Source organism: Leclercia sp. UBA1284 (assembly GCF_002308415.1).
In the GTDB taxonomy this organism is placed as follows: domain Bacteria; phylum Pseudomonadota; class Gammaproteobacteria; order Enterobacterales; family Enterobacteriaceae; genus Enterobacter; species Enterobacter pneumoniae.
In genome coordinates this window covers 1,312,882-1,326,835 of the sequence record NZ_DBUS01000006.1, presented here as the reverse complement: position 1 = coordinate 1,326,835, position 13,954 = coordinate 1,312,882, and the positions used below count along the sequence as shown (strand labels likewise).

The window sequence follows — 13,954 nt, the reverse complement described above, 5'->3', positions numbered from 1 at the left end:
CGTAGAGGGTACTTTATGACGCACAAAGAGACGTTTATCACCACCACCTGTCCGGTAGCCCGCAGCGTGAATGTGCTGGGCGATCGCTGGATATTGATGATTATCCGCGACGCGTTTGACGGAATTTCCCGCTTTAGTGATTTTCAGAAGAGTACCGGCGTGGCCAAAAATATCCTGGCCGCGCGGCTAAAAACTCTGACAGAGGCAGGCATCCTGATGCAGACCCCAGCCAGCGAAGGGGGGGCATATAAAGCTTATCATCTCACTGCGCGTGGTGAGGCGCTCTTCCCACTGGTTGTCTGCCTGCGTCAATGGGGTGAGATGAACCTGTTTAACGAAGGCGAGGCGATGTCTCTTCTGCAAACGGCCGATGGGCAACCCCTCGCGAAACTGGAGGTCACGGATAAGGATGGCACCCGAGTGGAGGCCCGAGAAACCCGCCGTGTTATCGCTCCCGACGGCAAGCATTCAAATTAGTTATGTTCATTTCAGAATGTGTATAATTCACAGGCGGCAACGATATCTTTAGTAGCACAATATGAAGTATGCTAAACAATAGCTTATAACAACATTTCACCGACCGGGACCCATCGCTGTGCTGACTACACTTATCTACCGAAGCCAGTTAAATTCCTCCTGCGAATTGTTATCTCTCACCGCTTTGATTGAAAAAGCGAAGCACAGCAATGTGAAGTTGGGTGTCACCGGTATTTTGCTCTTCAACGGTACGGAATTTTTGCAAATTCTCGAGGGGGCAGAAGAGACCGTCGATACGCTTTTCAAGACCATCCGGGACGACAGGCGGCACCATAGCGTGGTGGAGCTGATGCGCGATTATGGCCCGCGTCGTCGTTTTGAAAACGTGGGAATGTTGCTTTTCGATCTGCGCGTTGAGACGCCGAAATCTGTCCTGACCTCCGTGCTGGACTACAGCAAAATAGAACGCTATCTGGCTTCGGAAGACCGGGTTTTCAAATTCATTCAGCAATTTATTAGCAAAACTCAGCGGCCAGAGCCTGCCGCGACCTCGTCTCCTGAACGGTGGATACTCACCCAGGAGCAGGCCCCCTTTGGCCCGGCGCGGGGTGAGCTGATCGATAACCAGATGTGCCAGTTCGCCCTGCAGCCGATTGTCGAGCCTGGTGAAGGAAAAATCTCCTCACTGGAAGCCCTGATCCGCAGTAATGACGGAGGCAGCCCGGAGCGCTTTTTCAGCGCTATCGACGGGGATAAAGTTTACGAAGTGGATCTGCAAACCAAGGCGTATGCCTTCGCGCTGGCCGAAAAAATTGGTATTGGCGATCATAAAATCGCCATCAATCTGCTGCCGATGTCGCTGGTAAATGTGCCCGGCGCGGTGGAATTTTTGATGGAGCAGATCCTGCGCCATGGTCTGGTGCCGGAGCAGGTGGTCATTGAGGTGACGGAGAACGAGATGATCTCCGGTTTCAATCAGTTTAATAGCGCGATCAAACAGCTGCGCGCCGCCGGTATCGGTCTGGCTATCGATGATTTTGGTTCGGGTTATGCGGGGCTGTCCCTGCTGACCCGTTTCCAGCCCGATAAAATCAAGATCGACCGCGAGATTGTCAGCAATATTCACCTCAGCGGCCCGAAACAGGCGATCGTGAAATCTATCGTCAGCTGCTGCGCCGACCTGGGCATCACCCTGGTGGCCGAAGGAATTGAGAAGATGGAAGAGTGGTGCTGGCTGGAAACGGCCGGGATTAAGCGCTTCCAGGGCTTCCTCTTCGCCCGCCCACAGCTTAACGGCGTGGGTACCATCAACTGGCCACACATCGCCTCCTGAACCCTTCCCCTGGCGGGGCCTCCCCGCCACCTGTTAATTGTTCGCACACCCGCCACAGCACAGCGCTAACCTGGTCTATAGTTTATCTTCGTGCGCTAAGCATTCACGTCATGTTACGGCTTTTCTCCTCCGCGTAACCATCCAGTTAAGCAGCCCAGGGGCAGTTCGGGTAAAACGAGGTGATCGTATGCAGTCAGAACAGGTATCAAAACAGTGGGGTGCCGTTCGTCTGGAAACAGGCGCGGTGCGTTTCAGGCTGTGGGCCAGCGGCCAACAGCAGATGACATTGCGGGTGGAAGGGCACGATTATCCCATGCAGACAGCGGGGGATGGCTGGTTTGACATCACCCTGAACGACCTTCCTGCCGGGGCCAATTATCAGTATGTGCTTGCCGATGGCACTGCGTTGCCAGACCCGGCATCGCGTGCGCAGCAGGGGGATGTTCATGGCCCGTCACAGGTGGTCGATCCCCATAGCTACGTCTGGCAATACCCGGAGTGGCAAGGCCGCCCGTGGGAAGAGACGGTGGTCTACGAGCTTCATATCGGCACCTTTACGCCTCAGGGCACCTTTCGCAGTGCCATCAGTAAACTGCCATACCTGGCAGAGCTGGGGATCACTCAGATAGAGGTGATGCCGGTCTCCCAGACAGGGGGCAACCGCAACTGGGGCTACGATGGCGTCCTGCTTTACGCGCCGCACAGTGCGTACGGTACGCCGGACGATTTCAAAGCCTTTATCGACGCCGCTCACGGGCTGGGTTTATCCGTGGTGCTGGATATTGTGCTCAACCATTTTGGCCCTGAAGGCAACTACCTGCCGAGATTATCCCCGGACTTTTTCCACCCGGATCGCATGACGCCCTGGGGCAATGGTATCGCCTATGATCTGGACCCGGTCCGGGCGTTTATCATCGGCCTACCGCTCTACTGGCTAAGTGAATATCGCCTCGATGGGCTGCGCTTTGATGCCATTGACCATATCGAAGACAGTCGCCAGCCGCACGTGCTGGAAGAGATCGCGACACGTATTCGCGAAACCATTACCGACCGGCCGATCCATCTGACCACGGAAGATAGCCGCAACGGTATCGATCTGCATCCCCGGGATGAGCGCGGGCAACCGCCGCTGTTTACCGCGGAATGGAATGATGATCTGCATAACGCCCTGCATGTTTTTGCGACCGGTGAAACCCACGCTTACTACGAAGATTTCGCCGATGCGCCAGAGGTGTGGCTTGCCCGCGCGCTGACCGAGGGGTTTGCTTATCAGGGAGAGGTGTCGCCGCATAGCGGGAAACCGCGCGGAGTGAATAGCCGTAATCAGCCGCCGCTGGCCTTTGTCGATTTTATTCAGAACCACGATCAGGTAGGCAACCGTGCCCAGGGTGAGCGGTTAATTACGCTTGCGGGTGCGGAGCGCACCAGGGTGCTGCTGGCCATGTTGCTGCTCTCTCCACACATTCCACTGCTGTTTATGGGGGAAGAGTACGGCGAAACCCATCCTTTCCTGTTCTTTACTGATTTCCACGGCGAACTGGCCCGGGCGGTGCGGGAAGGGCGGGCAAAAGAGTTTGCCGGCCATACGGGGCACGACGGAGAGGATGTTCCCGATCCTAACGCGCTGACCACCTTTACCGCTTCGCAGCTTGACTGGCAGAAACTGACCAGTGAGAGCGGTAAATCCTGGCTACGCTTTACCCGCCAGCTGCTGCTGTTGCGCCAGCAGGCGATTGTTCCTTTACTGACAGGCGCACAGGCGTGCCAGGGGAAAGTCCTGCATACCGCACCTGGCTATATTGCCGTCTGCTGGCACTTTGCGCAGGGCACGCTCTCCCTGGCGCTTAATGTCAGCGACCGCACGCTGACCGCGCCTGAGCTGCCGGGTAACACGCTTTTTGTCTGGCCTGAAGGCGCTGAAGCACTGACGCCAAATTCGATTATTGTCTGTTTTGCTGAGGGAGAAGCCTGCCGATGATTCCCGTATCGACCTGGCGTATTCAGTTTCGTAATGGCATGACCTTCGATCGTGCCGTCAGTCTGGTGCCTTATCTGCAGCAGCTGGGTATCAGCCATCTCTATGCTTCACCAATTTTTACCGCCGCCAGCGGATCCACTCACGGCTATGACGTGACCGACGTGAACGAAATCGATCCGGCCATCGGTGGCCGGGCAGGGTTCGAGCGGCTGGTTAGTGCCCTGAAAGAGGCGGGTATTGGGCTGATTCTGGATATCGTGCCCAACCATATGTCCACCTCGCTGGAAAATCCCTGGTGGCGGGATGTGATTGAGTACGGCGAGCAGAGCCGTTACGCCCACCACTTCGATATCGACTGGTCGCGCCGCCTGACCCTGCCTTTCCTGGGGGATGATTTTGACAAGGTGGTGGCCCAGGGGGATATCACCATTCAGCGCGACCCCCATACTGGCCGCCCCGCGCTGGCCTATTTTGAAAACTTCTACCCCCTGACGCCTGCCAGCTGGGCAGGGCGCGAGGAAGAGGTACTGAGCCTGTCCGATCCCGGGGCCATTACCCGGCTTCATGAGCAGCAGCCCTGGCGGCTCAGCAGCTGGCGCGATGCGGCGTCAGATCTCTCCTGGCGGCGATTCTTTGAAATTACCGGCCTGGTCGGCGTTCGGGTCGAAGATCCCGCCGTTTTTGATGACTGCCATGCGCTGATTCTGGCCCTGGTCCGCTCTGGCGCGGTGGACGGGCTGCGGGTGGATCATGTGGACGGTCTGGCCGATCCAAAAGGTTATCTGGAGCGTCTGCGCCAGGAGGCGGGGGCGGAGTGCTACATCACCGTCGAGAAGATCCTCGGCAAAGGGGAGCATCTGCCTGCCGACTGGCCCATCTCGGGCACGACAGGATATGAATTTATCGCCTCGCTGGCGGAAGTGCTGGTGGATGATGAAAAGATGGATACCCTGCGTCAGGCCTGGGACGAGGTAGTGGGTAAAACCTCCGATCCTCATGCCGAACTGCGCGCTGCCCGCCGGCTGATGGTGGATCGTAATTTTGCCGGCGAGTTTGCCACCCTGTTAGGGCTGGCTAATGTTATCGCCCACGACGAGCCGCAGCAGCCCGACGAAGAGACGTTGCGCCATGCGCTGCGCGAGCTGCTGTTAGCCTTCCCGGTCTACCGCACTTACGGCACCGAAGCGGGGTTGCCTCCGGCGGATCTGCGCCTGTTGCAGCAGGTCATCGCTCAGGTCGATGCCGATGCGCAGGCGCTGGATCTGCTTACCCGAATCATGACCGGTGCGGTGGTGAATCAGGCCCAGGCGAACAGCTTCCGCACCCGCTTCCAGCAACTTACCGGGCCGTTAATGGCCAAATCAGTGGAAGATACTCTCTTTTTCCGCCAGAACATGGGGCTGGCGCTGAATGAAGTCGGCGCCGAACCGGTGCCGCGGGGCTTTTCACTGACCCGTTTTCATCAGGAGATGGCGACCCGTCGGGAACGCCAGCCCGATGCGCTCTCCGGCACCTCTACTCACGATACCAAGCGCGGGGAAGATGCCCGTGCTCGCCTCTATACTCTGACCGAAGCACCCACTCAGTGGGCCGAAGGCGTGGCGCGCTGGCGGCAGATGAACCAGACGCATGTTCGTTTCTTGAATGACGGGACGGCGCCGAAAGCCGCCGATACCTGGATGCTCTATCAGGCGCTGGCCGGCGTCTGGCCGCCTGCGCTGAGGCCGGACGATCACGACGGGCTGAAGGCGCTGGAGACGCGTTTCCTGGAGTTTGTGGAAAAAGCCCTGCGCGAAGCCAAGCTTCGTACCGACTGGGTGGATAGCAACGAAGCCTACGAAACGGTGGTGCTGGAGTATGCCCGCCATCTGCTCAGCGCCGAGAATCAGACCTTCTTAACGGATTTCTGCGATTCACTGCAGCCCTTTATTCGTGCCGGGCTGGTCAACAGCCTGAGCCAGACGCTGATCAAACTTACCGCACCCGGCGTACCGGACATCTACCAGGGCAGTGAAGCCCTTAATTTCAGCCTCGTCGACCCCGACAACCGCCGTGAGCCCGATTACCCCCGGCTGGCGCAGCAGCTACGCGACGCGGATCGGAACGTGTTCAACCAGGAAGCCAGCTGGCGCAGCGGACAGGTTAATCAGTTTGCAACCGCCACGTTGTTACGTCTACGTCAGGACAAACCGGCGCTCTTCCGCCGGGGTGACTATGTGGCGCTGATTACCCACGGCGAACAGGCAGAGAAGGCCATCGCCTTTGCCCGCACCGACGGCAACGACGCGGTGATTGTTGTCGCCCCCCGGCTGGTTTTTGCCGCGGCCAGCTATACCGGCGCCGCGTTATGGCCCCAGACTTCCGTCGCGTTGCCTGAGCCTCTGGCCGGACGCCGTTATCGGGATCTCTTTACAGAAGAGGTGTTCGCCCTTAACGACACCCTTGAATTAGCCTCTGCACAGTGGTGCTGGCGGGTACTGGTCGCCTGCGACTGAGCGTGTTACACATGGAGATAAGCATGCCAAACGGTAATCATTTCGACATTCAGGCAGGGTCCAGCCATCAGTTAGGGGCCAATTACGACGGAAAAGGGGTCAATTTTGCGATTTTTTCTGCACATGCCGAGCGCATTGAGCTCTGCCTGTACGATCCCAGCGGTAAAACGGAGATTGCCCGGCTGGAGCTACCCGAGTTCACCCACGAGGTGTGGCACGGCTATGTCCCGGATCTTCAGCCCGGTGCGCTGTATGGCTATCGCGTTTACGGCCCTTACGATCCTGAAAACGGGCACCGTTTTAATCCCAATAAACTCTTAATCGATCCCTATGCGCGGGAACTGGTGGGCGAGCTTCAGTGGGACCCGTCCCACTTCGCCTATGAGATGGGGCATGAAGATCTGGATCTGAGCTTCGATACCCGCGATAGCGCGCCGTTTACCCCTAAATGCCGGGTCATCGACCCCAACGCCTTCGACTGGCAGGATAATAATCGTCCGGCGGTGCCCTGGCCCCATACGGTGCTGTACGAAACCCACGTGAAAGGCTTTACCCAGCTTAACCCGGCCATTCCTGAGGCGCTGCGCGGCACGTTTGAAGGGATGGGGCATCAGGCCTCGGTCGACTACATCAAAAGTCTGGGCATTACCTCCGTTGAGCTGATGCCGGTGCACTGGTTCCCCCACGATCAACATCTGCTTGATAAAGGGCTGAAGAACTTCTGGGGCTATAACACCCTGGGCTTCTTCGCCCTGACGCCGCACTATTACGGCCCACGGGGAATACAGGGTTTTCGTGAGATGGTTCGCGCCTATCATGACGCGGGCATCGAGGTGATTCTGGATGTGGTTTATAACCATACCGCAGAGGGCAATGAACTGGGTCCAACGCTGTCGTTCAAGGGCATTGATAACTTCGCCTATTACCGCACGCTGCCGGATCAGCACCGCTATTACATTAATGACACCGGGACCGGTAATACCGTCAACACCTCGCACCCGCGGGTATTGCAGATGGTGATGGACTCCCTGCGCTACTGGGCGGATGCCATGCACATCGACGGTTTCCGTTTTGACCTGGGCACCATTCTGGGCCGCGAACCGCAGGGCTTTGACCCGCGTGGCGGCTTCTTTGACGCCATTATGCAGGATCCGCAGCTCTCTAAACTGAAGCTGATTGGTGAGCCCTGGGATATCGGCCCCGGCGGATATCAGGTTGGCGGCTTCCCGCCGGGCTGGGGGGAATGGAACGACAAATACCGCGATACGGTGCGTGAGTACTGGCGCGGGGATAATGTCTCTTCTGATTTTGCCGCTCGGCTACTGGGCTCCGGCGATCTGTACGATCAGCATGGTCGCCGCCCGTGGGCCAGCATCAACTTTGTTACGGCACACGACGGGTTTACCCTCAACGACCTGGTGTCGTATAACGACAAACACAACGAGGATAACGGCGAAGACAATAACGACGGCCACAACGATAACCGCTCCTGCAATTACGGTGCCGAAGGGCCGAGCGAAGACGAAGCCATTAATGCCGTACGCGAACAGCAAAAACGTAACTTCCTCACCTCGTTGTTTGTGTCGCATGGCACCCCGATGCTGCTGGCCGGGGATGAGTTTGGCCGCAGTCAGATGGGTAACAATAATGGTTACTGCCAGGACAGCGAGATCTCCTGGGTTCACTGGGAAAACCTGCCGCCGAGCGCCGATGCGTTGCGGGAATTTACCCGCAAGCTTATTCAGCTGCGCGCGGAGCAACCCTTATTACGCAGAGAAAACTGGCGCGACGGGCTGGAGATCCACTGGTTTAACCCGGACGGCGGGCCACAGCAGGATGAGCACTGGGATGCCAGCGCCACGCTCGGTGTCGTCATCAGCCGTCCGGATCTGCAGCGCGAAGAGGGCGTGTGGCACGATGTATTGATGCTGTTTAATCCGTTAACAGACGAGGTGACATTCCAGCTCCCGCACCTCGACGACAACGACTGGATGCTGCAACTGTCGACTGCCGGTGAAAACCCGTCATCACCGACGCAGGAAGACCAGACGGTCTGGCAACTGGCCGCTCGCAGTATCACCCTCTTTAGCAAATCCTGAAGCCTCCTGAGAGCCAGTTAACGCTGGCTCTGCTTTTCATCTCATTGATTCCTTGACGTTATGCTTGCTTTGAGTAGCATTCTCACCATCAATCACACAGCAAAGCAGAAACTACAAAAATGAAAAGCATCGATTTTGCCCGTAACGATCAGGATCTTTATCCTCTATTGCAGCAAGCAAGTGACCAGGAGAAGGCATTTCTGGCCGAGGTGATAGCGAGTAAGCGATCCGCCGATATCAGTAAAGAAGAACGTGACCCGTTAAAACTGACCATTGAGCTGCAAAGCATGGGAGGCGATACGGTGATGAATCTGTTCCGTCGACGCGGAGTGAATTACCGTGAAATCGTCTGCGATGTTGCGGAGAAAGTCGGTGCCAAAGTCGATCTGAAAAGCGACCTGATTAAAATCGAAGAGAAAATCGCCGAGAAAGTGATTGCCGATTATAAAGCCAAACTTTCTGATAGCGAACGTGAAGCCTTTGAACAGGTTTTGCGGGAAAGTCTGGACGACCAAAAAATGTTAACCGACGCCAAAAACGCCGCCGCCCGAAGCCTGCTGGGTATGACCCCGGCGCTCATGGCTGTCGGCACCTTTATTTTGCGTCGCGGTGTGGTTGCTGCGATACCGGTCGCCGGACAGTTTATTGGCGTGCTCACCGGCGTGGCGGGGGTGCTGTTTGCCTTCACCGGCACAGCCTACAGCGTGACCATTCCGGCGGTGCTGATTATTGGCAGTATTCGTTCACGTCTGGCTGCAGAAAACTATGCCAGTGAGATCGACCTATGATTTTTTCAGTGATTCTTGAACGTGCTCTACCGCTGACGGCAGACATTATTGCCCGTATTGAATCCGGGGAGCTAAAAATTCATGGCGGCACTATTCGCGATGTTGCAGGTAAGATCGTTAAACATCTTATCTTCCCGCAAGAAGGGCAGCCTGGTCAAAAAAGCCCGCTGGAGCAGCTTGAGAAACAGCTGGGCCAGAATCATGCAGAGGTAATGGAACAGCTCGCCAGTCAAACGGCTTCGCTTTCAGCGATAAATATCATGTCTGCGCAGCAGACGACTGAGACCCTCGGTCAACAGCTGGAAGAGATCAGCGAAAAAATTGACGCGCTGGATCACAAGGCCGAGCAGCTGCTGGATGAAGCCCGTTTTAGTAAGTTAATCAAAATCAGTGAGATTAAAAGCAGCGCACTGGCGGCTATTGAAGAGGCACTCTATGCCAACCAGAAGCAGAGCGATCATCAGTTCATTCGCCTGCATATTACCCCGCTGCGCCGGGCGCTGAACGATCTCGATACCCTGCTTAGAAGCATGCTCGACGGGCTCGATAACAAAGCGTTTATCGAGAATGTTCACTTTGTGATGCTGGTGGCGGATCTCAAGAACAAAGCTACCTTTGTGCTCTGCCAGACTCATATTCGTCTTGAAGAGGACGATATCGCCCAGGGATATTTTGCGCGTAACGCGGACTCGAATGCGCTGCTTCGCCATCGTCTGCAAGAGCTGAAAAAAACCGGAGCCCTCAGCCCCCATGTGATCAGTCGCGAAGCGCTGGATGTGCTGAAAACAGATGTCGTTAATTTTCGCCAGCTTGAAACACAGTCGGAGATGCTATCCAGTCAGAACACCCTGGCACTGGCGTTAAAAGTCCCTCAATGCCAACTGCTGAATAATCCTTTTGACGCTATTCGTATGCTGGATCCGGTTCCGGTGGGGCAAAAGGTCGGCTAACCCATGACCACCCTCTTAACCTTTTCGTTTACCCACCGGCCGCTGGTGCCTTTTGCCCATGACTACGCCCACGGAGAGAGTGAGCCCTGGCATGAGCATGAGTGCGCCCAGCTGCTGCATATCCTGAGCGGGGTGGTGCGGGTAGACACACCGCTCGGCAGTTGGGTGGTGCCGCCGGGGCGGGGGGTCTGGCTACCGGCCGGCACGCGGCATTCGCTGCGGATCACCGGACAGGTGGCGGCGAGAACGCTGTTTATCGATCCGCTGGCGCGGGCTGATTTCCCCGCCAGCTGTCAGATTGTGCAGGTTACGGCGTTGCTGCGGGAGTTGATTGTGGCCTCGCTCGATCTGGCGGAAGAGTATGCGCCCGGCAGCCGGGACGAGCGCATTTATGAACTTATTCTCGATGAAATACGCGGCATGTCGGTGCTGCCTTTTGGTCTGGCCGAACCGACCAGTGAGGTGTTGCGCCAGCTCTGCGCGCGTATGCGCGAGTCGCCTGCAGAAGACTGGAGCAGCAGCCGGGCAGCAAAACAGGTGAACATGAGTGAACGTACCCTGAACCGCCATTTCCAGCAGCAAACCCAGCTCACCTGGGGAGAGTGGGTGCGGCGGGCGAAACTGATGGAGGCGTTGATTCGGCTGGCGCAGGGGCAGGCGGTACTGACCGTCGCGCTGGAGCTGGGGTATGGCAGCCACAGCGCCTTTACGACCATGTTCCGCCGGGTGATGGGAATATCACCCAGCGACTATTTTCAGGATGGTTAATCGTCCAGCTGCGCTGCATTGAAGAACGCCTGCAGCGACGCGCGGGAGATGTCGCTATCTATCCCCACGCCCCAGCGGCTGCTGCCATCGGCAAACAGACAGCGAATATAGGCTACTGAGCGGCTGTCGCTGCGTTCCCCCAGGGTGTGCTCGTGGTAATCCTTAATCACCACCGGCTGCCTGATGAGCCCCGAGACAGCCTGGGCTGCGGCAGAGAGCAGGCCGTTGCCATATCCTTCTATTTTGCGCTGCTCGCCGGCCACCTGCAGCGTAGCATTTAGCTTTAACTGACCATTCTGCTGGCTTTCGCTTTTATACTCCTTCAGCGCCAGCGGGGGCTGCGGCACCAGCCGGTAACGGGTACGGAACAGTTGCCAGAGGGCGTTGAGCGTCATCTCCCGGCCATGGGCGTCGGTTTCACGCTGTACGTGCTGGCTAAAATCCTGCTGCAATGCGCGCGGGAGCTTCAGACCGTGATTCTGCTCAATCAGCCAGGCGCTGCCGCTTTTCCCGGACTGGCTGTTCACACGGATCACCGCTTCATAGCTGCAGCCAATATCCTGGGGATCGACCGGCAGGTAGGGCATTGCCCAGGGCTCACCGGGCTTACGCGCATCGAACCCTTTTTTGATCGCATCCTGATGCGAACCGGAAAACGCCGTATAAGCCAGGCTACCGGCCCACGGATGGCGAGGATGCACCGGCAACTGGTTGCATCGCTCTACGACCTCAACCACCTGTTTCATATCATCAAAGCGCAACCCCGGGGTGATCCCCTGGCTATAGAGATTCATCGCCAGGGTCACCAGGCAGACATTGCCGGTGCGTTCGCCGTTGCCAAACAGGCAGCCTTCCACGCGATCGGCTCCCGCCATGACCGCCAGCTCGGCGCAGGCGACGCCGGTTCCCCGGTCGTTATGCGGATGTACGCTAATGCAGACATCCTGGCGGCGGGAAAAATGGCGGCAGAAAAATTCAATCTGATCGGCGTAAACATTCGGGGTGCTCACTTCAACCGTCGCCGGCAGATTGATGATCATCGGGCGGTCGGACGATGGTTGCCAGATATCCGCCACCGCTTCACAAATCTCCAGCGCAAACTCCGGCTCGGTGAAGCAGAAGGTCTCAGGCGAGTATTCATATTGCCAGTGCGTTTCCGGGTGCTGTTCACACAGCTGGCGGATCTGGCGTGTTGAGCGAGTAGCAAGGGCGATGATGTCCGCTTTCTCCAGGCCGAAGACCAGCTCACGAAACAGCGGGGCAGTGGCGTTATAAAGATGCACCGTGGCCCGTTTCACCCCGCGCAGGGAGTCGAAGGTGCGCAGAATCAAATCTTCCCGAGCCTGGGTTAATACCTGAATGGTGACATCGTCCGGGATCAGATTCTCTTCAATCAGCTCACGGACGAAGTTGAAGTCAGTTTGCGACGCAGAAGGGAAAGCTACCTCAATCTCTTTGAAGCCGCAGGCCAGCAGTAATTGCCAGAACTGACGTTTGCGTTCGCTGTCCATGGGCTCAGCGAGTGCCTGGTTACCGTCGCGCAGATCCGTAGAGAGCCAGCGCGGGGCCTGGGTGATCTGCTGTGATGGCCAGCGGCGATCGGGCAGGTTAAGAGGCGGGAAGGGGCGATATTTCTGTTGCGGGTGACTCAGCATGATCATCTCCTGTGGTTTTCATTCCATTGTGCGCAGGAGAAAAGGGCGCTGCTTTAGCGCCCTGGACAGAGGATTGTGAGAACTGGACAACCGAAGGGCTAACTGCCCCAGCGGCTGCGTAAATAGCTAACGGCTTGCTGGGCCTGCGGTTGATTGAGGTTGTTTTCGCGAAAGAGGATCGTGCCGCTGATGCCAGGCATCGTGTCGTTCAGATCAAGCTGTTTACGCAGCTCCGGTACGCCGCCGTTGACCGTCCAGTCGGGCTCGTTACGCGACGGTTCGCCCACTTTATAGAGCGCCACGCCGATATAGAGCCGGGTTTTGGTCGGTTTAACTACCTCGGCCCACCATTTTGCCAGCACGTCGTAACGCGCGGCATCGCGGGAAAATGGCCAGTAGATCTGCGGGGCGATGTAATCCAGCAGCCCTTGCTGCACCCAGCGCCGCGTATCGGCAAAAGATTCATCATACGCGGCGGCTCCGCGCGTATCGGACCCGGCGGGATCGTGCGAACGGTTACGCCACACCCCGGCAGGGCTGACGCCGAACATCACGTTAGGGTTGATCTGCTTAATGGTACGCGACACCTGCGCAATCAGTTGCTGGGTGTTATCGCGGCGCCAGTCGGCTTTCGAGGCGAAGGCCTGGCCATATTGCTGCCAGGTTTGTGTATCGTTGAGGGTGGAGCTTTTGGTTTCAGTATAGAAGTAGTCATCGAATTGCACGCCGTCTACCGGATAGCGTTCCACCACTTCGGCCACGATGCTGGTGATCCAGTCCCGCGCTGCGGGTATGCCGGGGTCGAGCACCAGGCGGTCGCCGGAGGTGCGAACCCAGTCAGGATGCAGCACATACACGCTGGCCGGATTTTGCGGCAAGGTCCGGCTCAACGCCGTAATCGTGCCCGGTTTCGTATTGGTGGTAACCCGATACGGGTTGAACCACGCATGCACTTTGATTCCGCGCTTGTGCGCTTCATCGATCATAAACTTCAGGGGGTCGTAGCCCGGATCCTGGCCAATGGTGCCCGTCAGCATATCTGACCAGGGCAGAATTTGGGATGGCCACAGGGCGGTGCCGTCCGGTTTGACCTGGAAGAAGACGGTGTTGATGCCGAGGCTTTTGAGGTTGTCCAGCTTGGTGATTAATGCCTGCTGCTGCAGTCGTATACGCAGCGCGGGGCTGCTGACATTCACCGAGTTTACCGGCGGCCAGTCGAGACGAGAGACCGTGGCCAGCCAGACGCCACGCATCGGCTGATTATCCTGCTGACGTTGGTCTGGCACCGGCTGTTTTGCTACTGGCGGCAGCGGGGTGACCAACGATTTTGGCGGCTCAGAGGTACAGCTGGCTAACAAAAGGGCGCAGGCGAGCAGCATGCCCGACCGTGTAACGTCTCGCATCATGGCGT

The 13,954-nt window shown here is 57.4% G+C and carries 10 protein-coding genes; 8 read left to right on the top strand and 2 right to left on the bottom strand.

Features of this window, described 5'->3' with window-relative positions:
• Positions 1–15: 15 nt before the first annotated feature.
• The 8 genes from B3511_RS09665 to B3511_RS09630 all read left to right on the top strand — a co-directional run bounded on the left by B3511_RS09665 (position 16) and on the right by B3511_RS09630 (position 10,888).
• Entirely contained in the window at positions 16–477 is a 462-nt protein-coding gene (locus B3511_RS09665) for a winged helix-turn-helix transcriptional regulator (protein ID WP_286782021.1), read from the top strand.
• Positions 478–595: 118 nt separating this feature from the next.
• On the top strand, positions 596–1,810 hold the full coding sequence (locus tag B3511_RS09660; RefSeq protein WP_286782019.1) for a diguanylate phosphodiesterase: 1,215 nt from the start codon (positions 596–598) through the stop codon (positions 1,808–1,810).
• A 187-nt stretch (positions 1,811–1,997) separates the two neighbouring features.
• Positions 1,998–3,788: a malto-oligosyltrehalose trehalohydrolase gene (gene treZ, locus B3511_RS09655; RefSeq protein ID WP_286782017.1), complete on the top strand. Its 1,791-nt coding sequence runs from the start codon at positions 1,998–2,000 to the stop codon at positions 3,786–3,788.
• Positions 3,785–6,283: a malto-oligosyltrehalose synthase gene (gene treY, locus B3511_RS09650; RefSeq protein WP_286782015.1), complete on the top strand. Its 2,499-nt coding sequence runs from the start codon at positions 3,785–3,787 to the stop codon at positions 6,281–6,283. Before treZ ends, treY begins: the two co-directional genes overlap by 4 nt.
• A gap of 23 nt (positions 6,284–6,306) precedes the next feature.
• Positions 6,307–8,382 (top strand): glycogen debranching protein GlgX, encoded by a 2,076-nt coding sequence (gene glgX, locus B3511_RS09645; protein ID WP_286782013.1) that lies wholly within the window; start codon positions 6,307–6,309, stop codon positions 8,380–8,382.
• 119 nt (positions 8,383–8,501) lie between these two features.
• On the top strand, positions 8,502–9,170 hold the full coding sequence (locus B3511_RS09640) for a hypothetical protein (protein WP_286782012.1): 669 nt from the start codon (positions 8,502–8,504) through the stop codon (positions 9,168–9,170).
• A complete protein-coding gene (locus B3511_RS09635) occupies positions 9,167–10,120 on the top strand; it encodes a hypothetical protein (RefSeq protein ID WP_286782010.1) in 954 nt (317 codons plus the stop codon). Before B3511_RS09640 ends, B3511_RS09635 begins: the two co-directional genes overlap by 4 nt.
• Before the next feature lie 3 nt (positions 10,121–10,123).
• Complete coding sequence (locus B3511_RS09630) at positions 10,124–10,888, top strand: AraC family transcriptional regulator (protein WP_286782008.1); 765 nt, start codon at positions 10,124–10,126, stop codon at positions 10,886–10,888.
• On the opposite strand, the gene leuA is transcribed toward B3511_RS09630, so the two are convergent.
• On the bottom strand, positions 10,885–12,543 hold the full coding sequence (leuA, locus tag B3511_RS09625) for a 2-isopropylmalate synthase (protein WP_286782006.1): 1,659 nt from the start codon (positions 12,541–12,543) through the stop codon (positions 10,885–10,887). The two genes, B3511_RS09630 and leuA, sit on opposite strands and share 4 nt — an antisense overlap.
• 98 nt (positions 12,544–12,641) lie before the next feature.
• Positions 12,642–13,949, bottom strand: a complete 1,308-nt coding sequence (locus B3511_RS09620) for a glycoside hydrolase family 10 protein (RefSeq protein ID WP_286782004.1) — start codon at positions 13,947–13,949, stop codon at positions 12,642–12,644.
• Positions 13,950–13,954 lie beyond the last annotated feature (5 nt).

Bases quoted from the DNA above. Each gene is read 5' to 3' on its own strand.
- B3511_RS09665 (WP_286782021.1), top strand. From the start codon at position 16: ATGACGCACAAAGAGACGTTTATCACCACCACCTGTCCGGTAGCCCGC.
- treZ (WP_286782017.1), top strand. From the start codon at position 1,998: ATGCAGTCAGAACAGGTATCAAAACAGTGGGGTGCCGTTCGTCTGGAA.
- treY (WP_286782015.1), top strand. From the start codon at position 3,785: ATGATTCCCGTATCGACCTGGCGTATTCAGTTTCGTAATGGCATGACC.
- glgX (WP_286782013.1), top strand. From the start codon at position 6,307: ATGCCAAACGGTAATCATTTCGACATTCAGGCAGGGTCCAGCCATCAG.
- B3511_RS09640 (WP_286782012.1), top strand. From the start codon at position 8,502: ATGAAAAGCATCGATTTTGCCCGTAACGATCAGGATCTTTATCCTCTA.
- B3511_RS09635 (WP_286782010.1), top strand. From the start codon at position 9,167: ATGATTTTTTCAGTGATTCTTGAACGTGCTCTACCGCTGACGGCAGAC.
- B3511_RS09630 (WP_286782008.1), top strand. From the start codon at position 10,124: ATGACCACCCTCTTAACCTTTTCGTTTACCCACCGGCCGCTGGTGCCT.
- leuA (WP_286782006.1), bottom strand. From the start codon at position 12,543: ATGCTGAGTCACCCGCAACAGAAATATCGCCCCTTCCCGCCTCTTAAC.
- B3511_RS09620 (WP_286782004.1), bottom strand. From the start codon at position 13,949: ATGATGCGAGACGTTACACGGTCGGGCATGCTGCTCGCCTGCGCCCTT.